The 15,621-nt window shown below is 68.5% G+C and carries 12 protein-coding genes and 1 pseudogene; 12 read left to right on the top strand and 1 reads right to left on the bottom strand.

All coding sequences use genetic code 11. The annotated features are described in order from the left end of the window. Window positions 1–3: 3 nt before the first annotated feature. Window positions 4–960 carry a quinone oxidoreductase family protein gene (locus tag ACWDRB_RS54830; RefSeq protein ID WP_449908549.1) on the bottom strand — a complete coding sequence of 319 codons (957 nt, stop codon included), beginning with the start codon at window positions 958–960 and terminating at the stop codon, window positions 4–6. A 188-nt stretch (window positions 961–1,148) separates the two neighbouring features. Here ACWDRB_RS54830 and ACWDRB_RS54825 point away from each other — a divergent pair, with 188 nt between their 5' ends. The 12 genes and pseudogenes from ACWDRB_RS54825 (at window position 1,149) to ACWDRB_RS54770 (ending at window position 15,582) form a co-directional block, all read left to right on the top strand. Next, a complete protein-coding gene (locus tag ACWDRB_RS54825; RefSeq protein WP_449908547.1) occupies window positions 1,149–2,246 on the top strand; it encodes a sensor histidine kinase in 1,098 nt (365 codons plus the stop codon). Continuing rightward, on the top strand, window positions 2,243–2,950 hold the full coding sequence (locus tag ACWDRB_RS54820; RefSeq protein ID WP_355202248.1) for a response regulator transcription factor: 708 nt from the start codon (window positions 2,243–2,245) through the stop codon (window positions 2,948–2,950). The genes ACWDRB_RS54825 and ACWDRB_RS54820 overlap by 4 nt, the downstream gene beginning before the upstream one ends. Then, window positions 2,914–3,021: pseudogene (locus ACWDRB_RS54815) on the top strand (transposase); the annotation flags it as partial. The gene ACWDRB_RS54820 and the pseudogene ACWDRB_RS54815, both read left to right, overlap by 37 nt. 34 nt (window positions 3,022–3,055) lie before the next feature. Then, window positions 3,056–3,580, top strand: coding sequence for a LacI family DNA-binding transcriptional regulator (locus ACWDRB_RS54810; protein ID WP_449908545.1), 525 nt, complete (start codon window positions 3,056–3,058; stop codon window positions 3,578–3,580). Between the two features lie 324 nt (window positions 3,581–3,904). Then, window positions 3,905–5,614, top strand: a complete 1,710-nt coding sequence (locus ACWDRB_RS54805) for an IlvD/Edd family dehydratase (protein ID WP_449908543.1) — start codon at window positions 3,905–3,907, stop codon at window positions 5,612–5,614. A 227-nt stretch (window positions 5,615–5,841) separates the two neighbouring features. Then, a complete protein-coding gene (locus tag ACWDRB_RS54800; protein ID WP_449908541.1) occupies window positions 5,842–6,861 on the top strand; it encodes a LacI family DNA-binding transcriptional regulator in 1,020 nt (339 codons plus the stop codon). A gap of 205 nt (window positions 6,862–7,066) precedes the next feature. Beyond that, window positions 7,067–9,169: a beta-galactosidase gene (locus ACWDRB_RS54795; RefSeq protein WP_449908539.1), complete on the top strand. Its 2,103-nt coding sequence runs from the start codon at window positions 7,067–7,069 to the stop codon at window positions 9,167–9,169. Window positions 9,170–9,195: 26 nt separating this feature from the next. Beyond that, window positions 9,196–10,563 carry an ABC transporter substrate-binding protein gene (locus ACWDRB_RS54790; protein ID WP_449908537.1) on the top strand — a complete coding sequence of 456 codons (1,368 nt, stop codon included), beginning with the start codon at window positions 9,196–9,198 and terminating at the stop codon, window positions 10,561–10,563. Between the two features lie 51 nt (window positions 10,564–10,614). Continuing rightward, window positions 10,615–11,526, top strand: coding sequence for a carbohydrate ABC transporter permease (locus tag ACWDRB_RS54785; protein ID WP_449908535.1), 912 nt, complete (start codon window positions 10,615–10,617; stop codon window positions 11,524–11,526). Then, window positions 11,523–12,446 carry a carbohydrate ABC transporter permease gene (locus ACWDRB_RS54780; protein ID WP_449908534.1) on the top strand — a complete coding sequence of 308 codons (924 nt, stop codon included), beginning with the start codon at window positions 11,523–11,525 and terminating at the stop codon, window positions 12,444–12,446. The genes ACWDRB_RS54785 and ACWDRB_RS54780 overlap by 4 nt, the downstream gene beginning before the upstream one ends. Further along, window positions 12,443–13,912 carry a family 43 glycosylhydrolase gene (locus ACWDRB_RS54775; RefSeq protein WP_449908532.1) on the top strand — a complete coding sequence of 490 codons (1,470 nt, stop codon included), beginning with the start codon at window positions 12,443–12,445 and terminating at the stop codon, window positions 13,910–13,912. Before ACWDRB_RS54780 ends, ACWDRB_RS54775 begins: the two co-directional genes overlap by 4 nt. Before the next feature lie 185 nt (window positions 13,913–14,097). Then, complete coding sequence (locus ACWDRB_RS54770) at window positions 14,098–15,582, top strand: beta-N-acetylhexosaminidase (protein ID WP_449908531.1); 1,485 nt, start codon at window positions 14,098–14,100, stop codon at window positions 15,580–15,582. Window positions 15,583–15,621: the final 39 nt, after the last annotated feature.

The following is a 15,621-nucleotide window of genomic DNA, read 5'->3' as shown; positions in this document are numbered from 1 at the left end:
GGTTCACACCTCCTCGGTGACCAGCACGGTCCGGACGCCGGGCCGTTCTGGGGCGGTCCACGCCGATTCCACCTCGGCCAGCGGGACGATCCGGGCGCTGACCGCGATCCGTCCCTGGTCGATCTCGTCCACCAGCTCGGGCAACTCCTCCAGGTAGGCCCGGGCCGACACCGCGCCCTGGCCGCTGCCCTGCAACCGGAAGTTGGCCGAGCGCAACGCCACCGACGGCACCTCGACGGTCGGACCGGCCACCGCGCCGATCTGGATCCAGTTCAGCTCCCGGCCGCGATCGGAGCGCGCCCACAGCAGCGCCGGGATTACCGAGGCGGCCGGTTCGCCCCACAGGTAGTCGAGGACGAGGTCCACTTCGGCGGCGGCCTCGGCCAGTGCGGCGTCGGTGAGGGCGACCGCGGCGTCCGCGCCGAGCTCGGGCAGCAGGGCCAGCCGGCCGGGGTCGCGCCCGGCGCCGACCACCCGCCCGGCCCCGAGCCGCTTGGCCACCTGGACGGCCATCTGCCCGGCATTGCCGGTGGCGCCCAGCACCAGCACCGACTGGCCGGGCCGGATCGGCACCCGGCGGCGCAGCGCCATCCACGACGACATGGCCGGGTTCATCGCGGCGGCCACCTTGACCACGTCCACATCATCCGGAAGCGGGACGCACCGGCGGACGTCGACCACGGTGCGGGTGGCCATCGGACCGGTCAGTTCGTCATCGGCCACGAAGTAGACCAGCCGGCCGTCCGGGAGCCGGCCGACGCCGTCCACGCCGGGGACCATCGGCAGCTTGCCGGTGCTGGTGTAGTGCCGGCCGGCGGCCCCGCTGCGTACCCGGGGGTGCAGGCCGACCGCGAGCACGTCGAGGACCACCTCGTCCTCGTCGGCCGGCACGGGCAGATCGAACGGCTCGTAGCGGGGCGGGTGGTCGAACGAGTGAACCACCGCGGCGGACACATCCATCGGCACTTCCTCACGTAGTCGGAGTCGCCGTACGAACCGGCACGCCCGAACCTAGGCGCGCGCGGCAGCCCGCGTCGTCGCTCCACGACGGCAACTTCGGCTACCCCACAGGGGGTAGAACGGGATACCCCGTTTGGTGCGCGACACCGCGAGCCCCGCCCGATTACGGTGTTCACATGGTGATGACCATGAAACCGGCACTCGGCGACATCCTGCTCGCCGCCGTGCTGATCGCGATCACCATCGCCACCATGGCCTGGCACATCACCGCGCCCCTGCCCGCCTACGTGCTCGCGGTGCTCACCGCGGCCCCGGTCGCGCTCCGCCAGGTCACGCCGGTGCTGACCATGGTGATCATCGGCGCCGCGCTCGCGGTCTACATCCTGGTCGGCTACGGCATGTTCCCCAATGCCGGCATGGGCCTCATCGTCGGGCTGTTCACCGTGACGACACTGCGGCCCCGGCCCGTCGCGGCCGCCGCCGTGCTCGGCACGGTCGCGCTGATCGTGCTGTCCTACGCCACCAGACCCGGTCCGTTCCAGTGGCCTGACTTCTTCCAGGACAACCTGCTGGTCGCCGGCGCGTGGGTGCTCGCGGACAGTACGCGGCGCTGGGGCGAACGTACGCGAAGGCTGGCGGAGGAGGCGACCCGCGCGGCGGCGAACGAGCGGGTGCGCATCGCCCGCGAACTGCACGACGTGGTTGCGCACCACATGTCCGTGATCTCGTTGCAGGCGGGCGTCGCCGGATACGTGCTCGACACCGATCTGCCGACCGCGCGGACCGCGATCACCACCGTCAGCGACGCGACCCGCGAGGCGCTCATCGAGATGCGCCGGCTGCTGGACGTGCTGCGGGTGGACCCGAGCGGCGAACTGGACGTGTCACCACAACCCGGTCTCGCGTTGCTCGGCGAACTCGTCGACCGCACCCGTACCGCCGGCCTGCCGGTCGAGGTCGTGATCATCGGCGCCCCCCGGCCGCTGCCGCCCGGCACGGACCTGTGCGCGTACCGCATCCTGCAGGAATCGCTGACCAACGCGCTCAAGCACGCCGGCCCGGCCAGTGCCCGCGTCGAAGTCGGCTACGGCGAACGCACGCTCACCCTGCGGGTCAGCGACGACGGCCATCCCGGCCACCGGGAGCCGGTCAACGTCTCAGGGTCGCACGGCATCCGCGGCATGCGCGAACGGGCCGAGCTGTACGGGGGCGTGCTCACCGCCGGCCCCGCCGAGGAGGGCGGGTTCCACGTCGTCGCCCGGCTGCCGATGGCGGACGTGCCATGACGATCCGCGTGCTCATCGCCGACGACCAGGCGCTGATCCGGGCCGGGCTCATCGCGCTGGTGAACGCGGCTCCGGGCCTGGAGGTCGCGGGCGAGGCGGCCGACGGCGAGCAGGCCGTCACCCTGACCGCCTCGGCCCGCCCGGACGTGGTGCTGATGGACATCAAGATGCCGGTGCTCGACGGGATCGCCGCCACCCGGCGCATCCTCGCCGCGCCCGAGCCGCCGCACGTGATCGTCCTGACGACGTTCGACCTGCCGGAGTACGTTTACACCGCGCTCGGCGAGGGCGCGTCCGGGTTCCTGCTCAAGGACACCCCGCCGGACCGGATCATCGCGGCCGTGCATACGGTGGTGGCGGGCGACATCCTCATCACCCCCCGGATCACGCAGCAACTCGTCGACACCTACGCCCACCACCACCGCACCACCTCCGTGGGGACGGCCGAACTGTCCACCCTCACCGCCCGGGAGACCGAAGTGCTCCGCCTCGTCGGCAACGGCCTGTCCAACGCCCAGATCGCCAACCGCCTCACTCTCAGCGAGGCCACGGTCAAGACCCACGTCAAGCGCCTGATGGGTAAACTCGGCCTGAGCAGCCGTGCCCAGGCGGTGGTCGTCGCGTACGAGACCGGCCTGGTCGTACCGGCGAGCCGGCCCCCGCATGACAGCGGGCCCACGGCGGGCTGTACCTGCGGGGGCTGATGCTGGACGGGCGGCGTAAGTCGATGGTGCCGATGGCGGAGCGACTCATCGACACCACACCGGACAACCTTGGGATCCGGGTAGAAGCCCGGCACGATCGGAGTGGTGGAGCCGTCAGACATCGGCGATCGTCGCCTCGGACAGGAACGACCGGTCGGCGCTCCTGAGGACACGGGCAGCACCCGTCACCTCGAAAGAGCCCTCCAGCCGCCGGTCGTGGGCGTCGAAACCGACGAAGGCGTCGACGCGGGCCGGTTCGACGGCGAAGTCACCCTCATCGAAGGTGACTGGAGCCACGAAGGAGGCCGGGCCGTCGGCCGGCGCCTCCTGGAGTCCTATCCGCGCCCGACAGCGATCTTCGCCGGCGCGGACGTCGCCGCTCTCGGGGTGCTCGCCGCCTGCTGGGAGGCCGGGGTCCGGATCCCCGACGAACTGTCGGTGGTCGGCTACGACAACTCACCCACCGGCGCTCTCATGCCGATCTCGCTGACCAGCGTGGATCAGTCCGGCCACGAGATGGGCGCGACCGCCGGCCGGCTGCTGCTGGAACGCATCCGCGGCCGGTCCGAGGCACGCAACGAAGTTCTCACCCCACGCCTGGTCGTGCGGCGCACCACCCAGGCGATCTGAGGTCGCCGGGGAAACGCGGCGAACGAACGGCTCCCTCCGAGGCCCGGCGCTGGTCGGCCGGCGTCCGGCCAGGACGGCGGCGGTCTCGCCGAGGCCGACGGTGGCGGGATGGTGGGCCGGCTCGCTGAGCACCGCCAGCACGCGGTCGGACCCGACGAGCCTGGGCTCGTCGGTCAGCTCGGACATGTTCCGAACATCAGACCATTATTCCAAAAAACGGAAGTTCCTCCTCGAGGCGGATATCTGTCGAGTGACGTATGGGCTATTCTCCCTCCGAGTTCCATAATCCGGAGCGAAGTTCCAAATAATGGAAAGGATGATCTCATGGTGAGGAGTCGAAGCGCTCAGTGGTACGCCGGTAGCGACCGCAACGCCTACATCCATCGGGCGTGGATGCGGCGCGGGCTGCCGCCGGACGCGTTCGACGGCGGCCCGCACATCGCGATCGCCAACACCGCCTCCGACCTCACCCCCTGCAACATGCACCTGAACGAGGTCGCTGAGCACGTCAAGCACGGCATCTGGGAGGCGGGCGGCGTGCCGCTGAACCTGCCGGTGGTGTCGCTGGGAGAGACGAACGTGCGGCCCACCGCGATGCTCTGGCGCAACATGGCGGCCATGGCGATCGAGGAGATGCTGCGGGCCAACCCGATCGACGGCGTGGTGCTGCTGGGCGGTTGCGACAAGACGATTCCCGCACTGCTGATGGCCGCCTCCTCGGTGGACCTGCCTGCGGTGGTGGTGCCCGGCGGGCCGATGCTCACCGGCACCTTCCGGGGCGCGCAGCTCGGCTGCGGCACCGACGTGTGGAAGCTCAGCGAGGAGGTCCGCGCCGGGACGCTGTCGCAGGCCGACTTCCTGCGCTCGGAGTCGTCGATGATCCGCAGCAAGGGGCACTGCAACACGATGGGCACCGCCTCCACCATGGGCCTGCTCGCCGAGGTGCTCGGCATGACGCTGCCCGGCCTGGCCGGCACCCCGGCTCCCGACAGCCGCCTGCTCGAAGGCGCGCACGAGACCGGCCGCCTGATCGTCGAGATGATCGCCGACGGTCGCCGCCCGTCTGACGTGATGACGCGCGGCTCGTTCCTCAACGCCATCGTCGCGCTGGCCGCGCTCGGCGGCTCCACCAACGCCGTCGTCCACCTGCTGGCCATCGCCGGCCGGCTCGGCGTCGGGCTGACCCAGGATGACTTCGGCCGCACCGGCTCCGGGGTCCCCCTCCTGGTGGACCTGCAGCCCGCCGGCCGCCACCTGATGGAGGACCTCTACCGGGCCGGCGGCCTGCACGCGGTGCTGAAGGAGGTGCGCGACCTGCTCGACCCGGCCGCGATGACCGTCACCGGCCGCCCCCTGATCGACTACCTCTCCGACGCCAAGGTCCACGACCGCCACGTGATCCGCTCCCGGCGGCAGCCGCTGCAGCAGGACGCCGGGATCGCGATCCTGTACGGCAACCTCGCCCCCGACGGCGCCGTGATCAAGCCCGCCGCCGCCTCGCCGCACCTGCTCCAGCACCGCGGCCCCGCCGTCGTGTTCGACTCGATCGAGGACCTGCATGCCCGCCTCGACGACCTCGACGTCACCCCGGACTCGGTGCTGGTCCTGCGCGGCTGCGGGCCCAAGGGGTATCCCGGCATGCCGGAGGTGTCGAACATGCCGCTGCCGCCCAAGCTGCTCGCCCAGGGCGTGCGCGACATGGTGCGCATCTGCGACGGCCGGATGAGCGGCACCGCCTACGGCACTGTCGTGCTGCACGTCGCCCCCGAGGCCGCCGCCGGCGGGCCCCTCGGCCTTGTCCGCACCGGCGACACGATCATCCTCGACGTCCCGGCCGGGCGGCTGGAGCTCGACGTCCCCGACGACGAACTGGCCGCCCGCGAGCCGTCCCCGGAGATGACCGCCGCGTTCGCCCGCCCCGAGCGGGGCTGGCAGCGCCTCTACGTCGAGACCGTCCAGCAGGCCAACACCGGCGCCGACCTCGACTTCCTCGTCGGCTCCAGCGGCCACCACGTGCCGCGCGAGTCCCACTGAAAGGACCTCCTCATGCGCACCGCGCTCATCACCGGTGGCGTCAGCGGCCTGGGCAAGGCCGCCGCCGTCCGCCTCGAACTTGAAGGCCCCCGAGATGCCACAGTGATGTTGTCGACAACATCGGCTACCCAACCGCACGTGCGGTCAACCTCAACTGTTGTCGAGGGGCCTTGTGAGCACCGGCTATCGTTGCGGTGTTCTGGTCCTGGGCACTGTATGAAGGAACCATGAAGGCTCCCACGATCTACGACGTCGCCCGAGAAGCGGGAGTGTCGCACCAGACGGTCACTCGCTACCTCCAGGGATACGAGGGAATACGCGAGGGCACGCGAAAGCGAGTGGAAGCGGCCCTCGCGCGACTCCAGTACCGCCCGAATCCGGCTGCGCGGCAACTCCGTCTGCGCAGGTCGAACCGCATAGCGGTCCTAACGGACAGGATCGGCCAGGGCGGCCCGGCTCTGATCGTCCGGGGTGTCACGGAGATGGTCCAGAAGCGGGGATACGTCAGCGACATCATCGCCGTCGACGGCGAGAATCCGGAATCGGTCGACGCTGCCATCGATCTCGCGATCGAACATCAGGTAGCGGGAATCCTGGCCACCGCGCAGACGGACGTCGTGCTGGAAGGGCTGCGGCGTCGCGTTGTCGAGGTTCCCATGGTCATCGATGCTCAGATCGTCGACCCGGTGAGCGGTGTACTGGTCGGTCAACTCGTCGGCAGGAGAGCAGCCGAACACCTTCTCGAGCTTGGGCACCGGCGGATCGGGTACGTGAGCGGTCCCGACGGTTGGTTCGCGGCACGCGATAGAGCGGCAGGATTCATCGCTGCCGTCGAAGACGCGGGTGGCGACGTCGTGTGGGTCGGGGAAGGGGACTGGTCTGCTGAGTCCGGCTACCGAGCATGGCAAGGTTTGGGTGCGAGCGAGCAAGCCGTGACGGCGGTGGCGGCGGCCAACGACGCGATGGCGATCGGCGTGATGGCCGCCGTCCTGGACGACGGCCGGGCAGTTCCCGAGGAGCTCAGTGTCATCGGGATAGACGATCTCGAAGAAGGTCGTTTCGTGCGGCCGGCGTTGACCACGGTGCGCCTGGACTTCGTGGAAGAGGGCGCCCGCCTCGCGGCTCAATTGATCGACCGGATCTCGCCGGACACTTCGGCGCCGGACGCCGACCCGATGAGCGGCGCCGGTGATGAGCAGTACAGCCCCGACCTGATCGTTCGGAGCTCCACAGCGCGGGTCAGGTAACGCCCGCGGATGGCGTCCCGTCACGGGGTGCGCACGTGCCCGCCCTGGTGACTTCACGTCGCCGGCCTGAGTGATGCCCAGCTCACGAGGCCGCCTCCATGCTTCGGCTCGGTAACAAGTTCGGGGTACGGGCTTGCGTTCTCGATTCCCGACTCCGTAGCCTCACCGCAATGTTGTCGACAACATTTAGGGGACAGAGTTTCTTATGACCGCCAATCCCACCTTCTCGGGCGTGCTCTTCGGCGCTGCGTACTACGCCGAGTACCAGCCGGAAGGCACGCTCGAACGCGATCTCGACCTGATGCGTGCGGCGGGGTTCAGCGTCATCCGCGTGGGGGAGTCGGTGTGGTCCACGTGGGAGCCCCGCGAAGGAGAGTTCGACCTCGACTGGCTGCAGCCTGTGCTCGATGCCGCCCACGCACGAGGAATCGCGGTCATCCTCGGCACTCCCACCTATGCCGTGCCGCCGTGGCTGCAGCGCCTTCACCCCGAGATCGCCGCCGAGTCGAAGACCGGCGTCCGCAACGGGTGGGGCGCCCGGCAGGAGATGGACCAGAGCCACCCGGCGTACCGCTTCTACGCCGAGCGCGTCGTCCGCAAGGTCGTCAGCCGGTACGCCGATCATCCCGCGGTGATCGGCTTCCAGGTGGACAACGAGCCGGGCCTGCATCTCCCGCACAACGAGCACACCTTCCAGCGCTTCGTGAACTGGCTCAAGGCCCGCTACGGGGATGTCGAGAACCTCAACCGGGAGTGGGGGCTCGTCTACTGGTCGCACCGGCTCTCGGACTGGGCGGACCTGTGGCGGCCCGACGCGAACACCACTCCGCAGTACCAGATCGAGTGGCGCCGCTTCCAGTCGACGCTCGCCACCGAGCTCATCGGCTGGCAGGCCGACGTGGTCCGGGAGTACGCGCGCGAGGACCAGTTCGTCACGACATGCATCTCCTATCCACGGCCGCAGGTCTCCGATGACGAGCTGGTCGCGTCCCTCGACGTGGTCGCCGGCAACGCGTACTACAAGATGCAGGACGGGCTCGAGGCCGGCGTGGACGTGCCGCGGGAAGTGCTGTGGTGGCACACCGGGGTGTGGGCGCTCTTCCAGTGGGGAGACCGGGCCTACTCGTCGGCCCAGACGCAGTTCCTCGTCACCGAGACCAACGCCCAGTCCGTCGGCGACCCGTGGCAGAACCACCCCCCGTACCCCGGGCAGATCAAGCAGGCGGCGTTCGCGCTCCTGGCCCGTGGGGCTCGGATGGTGGCGTACTGGCACTGGCACACGCTGCACTTCGGCGCCGAGACGTACTGGGGCGGCGTCCTGCCGCACAGCCAGCAGCCGGGGCGCATCTACCGGGAGGTGGCAGAGCTCGGGGCCGCGTTGCAGGCGATCGGACCGGCGCTGGACGCGTACGTGCCGGACGCCGACGTTCTCCTCCTGTACTCCACGGACACCAAGTGGTCGTTCGAGGCACATCCGCCGCTGCCGCTGCCGGGCGGCGGCCCTGATACGGCGGCCTACCTCAACATCTTCGACGCCTTCTACCGCGGACTGTTCGAGGCGGGCGCGCAGGTCCGGGTCAAGCACACGCGCCAGTTCGTCGCGACGCCGGTCGAGGAGCTCGTCGCCCGGTATCCGGTCATCGTCGCCCCCGCGATCTACGTCGCCGACGATGAGACGCTCCAGCATCTTCGGGCGTACGCGGCGTCCGGAGGGCATCTCGTCGTGGGCATCCGCACCGGGTACGCCGACGAGCTCGTTCGCGCGCGGCCGGCGGTCGCTCCCGCCTTTCTCGCGGACGCGGCGGGCACCAGCTACGACGAGTACAGCAACATCGACACGCCGCTCACTGTCCGCTCCACCAGCGGTCTCAAGCTGGAAGAGGGCTCCGCGGCCACCGCGTGGGTGGAGGTCCTTCGCGTCGGCGATGCCGAAGTCCTTGCCGAGTTCGACCGGACGGAGCTCGGCGCGCAGGCCGCGATCTCGACCCGTCCCTTCGAGGCGGGACGGGTCACCTACGTGGCCACCGTGCCCAACCCGCCGCTGTCGCGCAGCCTCGCGCGCTGGCTGGTTGCCCATCGAGCGACAACCGCATGGGGGGCGAGCACCTCCGTCACGGTCGCCACCGGCGAGGCGAACGGGCGCCGCCTGGCGTTCGTCTCCAACTGGTCCGCCGAGCCGACGCAGGTCACGGTGCCGTATGCCGTTCGTGACGTCGTCACCGGCGAGGCCTGGGAGCTCGGCGTCCACATTCCACTCGAGCGGCGCGCCGCGTTGCTGCTCGAGGCCACCGGCTGCTCGCCCGAGTAGCTCGAACCCTTTCACGAAAGAGGCCCATGATGCCTGCACGTAAGACAGCGGGGGCGCTGGGAGCACTGGTGGTCACGGCCGCGTTGGCGCTCACCGGCTGCTCCGGCTCCGGCTCCGGCTCCGGCTCCGGCTCGGGCGACAAGCAGATCAAGAACGTCACGCAGGCGGACATCGACAAGGCGATGAACACCCCGACCACGCTCACCCTCTGGGCATGGCTGCCCGACCTCCAGAAGGAGGTCGATCTCTTCGAGAAGAAGTACCCGAAGATCAAGGTCAACCTCGTCAACACCACGGACGCGACCCGCAGCTACACCAAGGTGCGCGCGGCGTTGAAGGCCGGCAAGGGAGCGCCCGACGTCACCCAGATCGGTTACGACTACATCGGCTCCTTCAAGCAGACCAACAGCCTGCTCGACCTGACGCCTTACGGCGGCAAGGAACTCGCCGGTGACTACGTCGACTGGGTCTGGAACCAGGTAGCCGACTCCAAGGGCGTCTGGGCGATCCCCCAGGACTCCGGGCCCCTCGGCACCCTGTACCGCGACGATCTCTTCCGCAAGGCCGGACTCGACGGCGCCCCGGCGACCTGGGACGACTTCGCGAAGGCGGCCGAGCAGGTGAAGTCGAAGACCGGGGCGTACATCACCAACCTGCCGGGCAACGACATGCCTCAGATCATCAGCCTGTTCTGGCAGGCCGGCGCCAAGCCCTTCTCCTACGACGGCGACAAGACCGTCGGGATCGACCTCACCGGCGACGTCGAGAAGAAGGTCATGTCGTACTGGCAGGACCTGATCAAGAAGGACCTGGTGTCGACGGACGCCGACTTCACCGACGAGTTCTACCAGGGCCTGTCCCGCGACAAGTACGCGAGCTGGCCCGTGGCCGCGTGGGGGCCGGTGTTCCTGCAGGGAACCGCGAAGGACACCGCCGGGAAGTGGCGCGCCGGGAAGATCCCTCAGTGGCAGGCCGGCCAGGACGTCTCCGGCAACTGGGGTGGGTCGTCGAACGCCGTGCTCGCCTCGTCGCAGAACCCGATCGCGGCGTACCAGCTGGCGAGGTTCATCAACCACGACCCCGAGTCCACGCTGAAGCTCGCCAACGAGCAGTTCCTCTTCCCGACCAAGAAGGCCACCCTCGAGGACCCGAAGTTCACCGGGCAGGCCAGCGAGTTCTACGGCGGGCAGAAGGTCAACCAGTTCTTCTCCGACGTGTCGAAGACGGTCGACAAGGACTTCGCGTGGCTGCCTTTCATGGACTACGCCAACACCAGCTTCAACGACACGCTGGGCAAGGCGATCTCCGTGAAGGGAGACCTCGTGGCCGGGCTCTCGCAGTGGCAGGACGATCTGGCGTCCTACGCGAAGCGGCAGGGCTTCACCGTCAAGTAATCGATCCGACCGGCCCGGTGTTATCGCCCGGGCCAGTCCCCTGGAGAATCCATGGCCTCACTCCCCATGCGCCGGAAAGCCTTCTCTCTCCGGCGCGGGCAGACACGAGCCGCGTGGCTGCTCGTCATCCCGTTCCTTCTCGTCTTCGCGGCGATGTTCATCGTGCCGCTGGTGTACTCCGCGTACATCAGCCTCTTCACCTCCCAGCTCGTGGGGGGTGAGGTCTTCAGTGGGTTCGCCAACTACGCGCGGGCACTGGAGGACCCGAGCTTCTGGGCGGGCCTCAGGCGCGTGACCCTGTTCCTCCTCATCCAGGTGCCGATCGGGCTGGTCGCGTCGATCTTCTTCGCTCTGGCACTGGACAGCGGACGGGTCCGCGGCGGCAAGGCCGCCCGCCTGCTCATCTTCGTCCCCTACGCGATCCCGAGCGTGGTCGCCGCGCTGATGTGGGGCTATCTCTACGGGGCCGACTTCGGCCTCATCACCCAGATCTTCGAAGGCCTCGGGGTGCAGGCGCCCAACCTGCTCTCGCCGCAGAACGTGCTGGGTTCGACCATGAACGTCGTCTGGTGGGAGTTCATCGGCTACAACATGATCGTTCTCTATGCCGCCCTCCGCTCGATACCGACGGATCTCTACGAGGCGGCGGAGATCGACGGGGCGGGGCAGTGGCGCATCGCGTGGAGCATCAAACTCCCGGCCATCCGGCCCGCGATCCTCCTCACGATCATCTTCTCGATCATCGGATCCTTCCAGCTCTTCAACGAGCCGAACCTGCTGTTCAACATCGCGCCCAACGCGATCGGGACGGACTTCACCCCCAACCTGTACGCCTACAACGTCGCCTTCAAGCACCAGGAAGTGAACTACGCGGCAGCCATCGCCTTCCTCCTGGGCATCATCATCATGATCGTTTCCTTCGTGGTCCAGACGGCCTCCAGCCGAAGGGAGCGAAACCGATGACCACCACCACACCCCTCGCCACCGAGGCCGCGCCCGTCGCCCGCCCGCCGAAGCGCCGTGGAGGCGTAGCACGGGACAGGCGCAGAAGCACCCTGCTGACGCTCTTCGTCTGGATCTCGGTCGTCTACTTCCTCGTTCCGCTGCTCTGGTTGACGATCTCCACGACCAAGGACAACAGCGATCTGTTCGCGACGTTCGGGCTGTGGTTCGGAAAGAACTTCGAGTTCTTCGACAACATCGGAAGCCTGTTCACCTTCCAGGGCGGCGTCTTCTGGCAGTGGATGCTCAACACCGTCATGTACGCCGTGATCAGCTCGGTCGGCGCGGCGATGCTCGCGACCGCGGCCGGTTACGCGCTGGCGAAGTACCGCTTCCGCGGCGGCACGGCGGTGTTCTCGGTGATCCTCGGCTCCATCATGGTGCCGCTCACCGCCCTCGCGCTGCCGACCTACCTGCTGTTCGCGGCGGCCAATCTGACGGACACCGTGTGGGCGATCATCCTGCCCTCGCTCGTCAGCCCGTTCGGCGTGTACCTGATGCGCGTCTACGCGGCCGACGCCGTGGACGACAGCCTCCTGGAGGCCGCTCGCGTCGACGGCGCCGGAGAGTTCCGGATCTTCTTCACCATCGGGCTGCGGTTGCTCGCCCCGGGCATCGTCACCGTCCTGCTGTTCCAACTGGTGGCCACCTGGAACAACTACTTCCTGCCGCTGATCATGCTGAACACGCCGTCGCTGTTCCCGGTGACGGTCGGCCTGGCCCAGTGGCAGGGCACCGCGTCCGCGGGAGGCGGCGCCCAGGTGCTGTTCTCCACCGTGCTGACCGGGTCCTTCGTCTCCGTCCTGCCGCTCATCGCGTCGTTCATCTTCCTGCAGCGGTACTGGCAGTCCGGGCTCGCGACCGGAGGGGTGAAGGGATGATCCCCGAAACGCCGATCATTCCCGGGTTCCATCCGGACCCGTCCATCTGCCGCGTCGGCTCCACGTACTACCTCGTCACGTCCAGTTTCGAGTACGCCCCCGGCGTTCCCCTCTTCAGCTCCGGCGATCTACGTCGATGGCCGCAGATCGGACACGTGCTGGACCGCCCGGAACAGCTTGAGCGGGTGAACGCCAGACCGTCCGGCGGCATCTACGCGCCGACGCTGCGCCACCACGACGGCCGTTTCTGGATGATCACCACCAACGTCACGAACGGACCCGGCCAGCTGCTGGTCACGGCCGAAGACCCAGCCGGCCCCTGGTCGGACCCGCTGCGCATAACGGACGCCCACGGCATCGACCCCGATCTCGCCTGGGACGACGACGGACGCTGCTGGTTGTCATGGTCGGGCGAGCTGCCCGCCGGACAGCAGGGCATCCTCCAGGCGCAGCTCGACCCCGTGACCGGATCGCTGCTCTCGGAGCCGGCGGTCGTCTGGCGTGGCACCGGAGGCCAGTTCCCAGAAGGCCCGCATCTCCACAAGAAGGACGGCTTCTGGTACCTGGTGATCGCCGAGGGCGGCACCGAGCGCGGGCATGCCGTCACCGTGGCGCGTTCCTCGTCGCCGGACGGCCCCTTCGAGCCCTGCCCTTTCAACCCCATCCTGACGGCTCGGGGAACGGATCGGCCGACGCAGAGCACGGGTCACGCCGATTTGGTCGAACTCGCCGACGGGTCGTGGGCGATCGTCTTCCTCGGCACGCGGCCACGAGGCTCGACGCCCGCCTGGCACGTTCTCGGGCGTGAGACCTTCGCCACCCGGCTCTCATGGGAGGACGGCTGGCCCCGCGTCGGCGCCGCCATCGAGCCGGACCGCGACGAGGTGCTCGTCGAAGCACTCACCGCCGATGGCATCCCGCTGTCGTTCGTCTCACCGTCGGGTCTCCCGCCCGACCTCCTCCGCATCGAGGGCGGGCGATGGCATCTCGGGGAGAACGCTTTCGTCGGGCGGCGGCAGGAGCACCTGTTCACCAGTACGCGTGCGAAGGTCGGGCCGGGCGCCGGGTTGGAGCTTCGGATCGACCCGCACCACCGCGTGAGCGTGCAGGTCGGCTCCCAGTCGGTGCGCGCAGTGGCGACGATCGGCGACATGCCGATAGAACTCGGCGAACTGATCGCGGACGGCACCTCGACGATCGAGCTGCGGACGGAACCGTCGCCTGAACGCGAGGGTACTCCGCGGCGCGGCCCGGATCTCATCGTCGCGCGCGTTTTCGACGGGCGTGAGTGGCGTGACCTCGGCCGCATCGACGGCAGATACCTCTCCACCGAGGTGGCCGGCGGTTTCACCGGACGATTCGTCGGACTCCTCGCTGAGAACCAGGACGCCGTCGTGCACGAGTTCGTGTATCGCGGCAGCGACTCGTACTCCGCGCTCACCGAGACGCAGGGGCTTCTCTCCTAGCGCTCCCGGCATCCGCAATCCAGTCGCACCCCCCCAGACCCACATCCGACAATTGGAAAGGAAAGTGGATGAAGAGCAGGTCCAGAGCAGTGCGTATTCTCGCAGGGACGCTCGTCGCCGTTGTGGGAATCAGCCTCGCGGCGGTAGCGTCGCCCGCCTTGGCGACCTCATCGACGACGCCACCCGTGACGATTCCGGCCCTGCGCTCGTGGACCGCGGGAACGGGACAGTTCACGTTCACCGGCAAGAGCCGGGTGCTCGTCCATCCAGGTGACCTGCCCAAGCTGAAGCCGGTCGCCGCCCTCCTCGCCTCCGAACTCGGCAGCCGCTTCGGCTCAACGGTCGAGGTCGCATGCAACGACGACGGGCCCCGCCCAGGCGACATCGTCCTGGGGCTACAGAACGGCATCGCCGACATCGGGGACCAGGGCTACAGGCTGGCCGTGGCCAAGAGCGCCATGGTCACGGCGGGCACCGTGGACGGCGCCTTCAACGGCACCCGCACGATCCTGCAACTACTGAAGAACGGGAACACGATCCCCACCGGCACTGCCTACGACTGGCCGACCTATCCCGAGCGTGGCGTCATGATCGACCTCGGGCGCATGTACTTCTCGCTGGACTGGCTCAAGGCCCGCGTCCGCGACATGGCCTACCTCAAGCTCAACACGCTTCAGCTCCATCTGACCGATGACGAGAGCTGGCGAGTCGAGAGCGGCCTGGGTCTGCAGTCGGCTCAGTACCTCACGAAGAACGAGATCAGGAGCCTGGTGGCCTACGCGGCCAGGTACAACGTCAGGGTGATCCCCGAGATCGACATGCCTGCCCACCTCGGAGTGCTGCTGCAGAAGTACCCGCAGTACCGGCTCGTCGACAAGGACGGCAACATCTCACCCACCAAGATCGACTTCACGATCCCGGCAGCGCGCGATCTGCTGAAGAGCATCGTCGCGGAGTACCTGCCGCTGTTCCCCGGCAAGTACTGGCACCTGGGCCAGGACGAGTACCTGGCCAACAGCCAGTACGCGCGTTACCCGCAGCTGGAGCAGTACGCCAAGACGGCCGTCGGGCCCGACGCCACCGCGAAGGACGCGGTGATCCAGTTCGCGAACGAGATGAACGCGTTCGTCCGCGGCAAGGGCAAGATCGGGCGCGCGTGGAACGACAACGTAGGTCCCGGCACCACGATCGAGGTCGACACGAACGTCGTCATCCAGTACTGGACCGACTCCGACAGTGAGGACTTCTTCGGCCCGAACGGCCCGTACACGCCGCAGACGCTGCTCGACAAGGGCTACCAGATCGTCAACGACAGTCTGCTGCCCACGTACGCCTACCCGTCGGGCGGTCAGACGCCTCAGATCCATGTCAACTACCTGCACGACTCCTGGTCGGCCGAGCAGTTCTACGGCTACCTGTACCGCGAGCAGGACGGCACCTACATCAAGTACCTGCCGGTGAAGACGGTGGCCGTGGGAGCCCCAGGGCACCGCGGTTCCATGCTGAACGTCTGGAACAGCGGCGGGACCTGGACCGCGGACGAGGCCGCCGCGGACATCTACCCGCGGATGCGGATCATGGCGCAGAAGACGTGGAACTCCCCGCAGCCCGCGGCCGACTACGCAGGCTTCCAGGCGATCATCGACCAGGTCGGATCGCCCGACAACTGAGTGAACGAACCGAGGCCGGCCGATCCCGCGGGCGGCCGC

This window comes from Nonomuraea sp. NPDC003707, assembly GCF_053587055.1.
The sequence above is the reverse complement of the archived record's forward strand: the minus strand, read 5'-3'. Positions and strand labels throughout refer to the sequence as shown.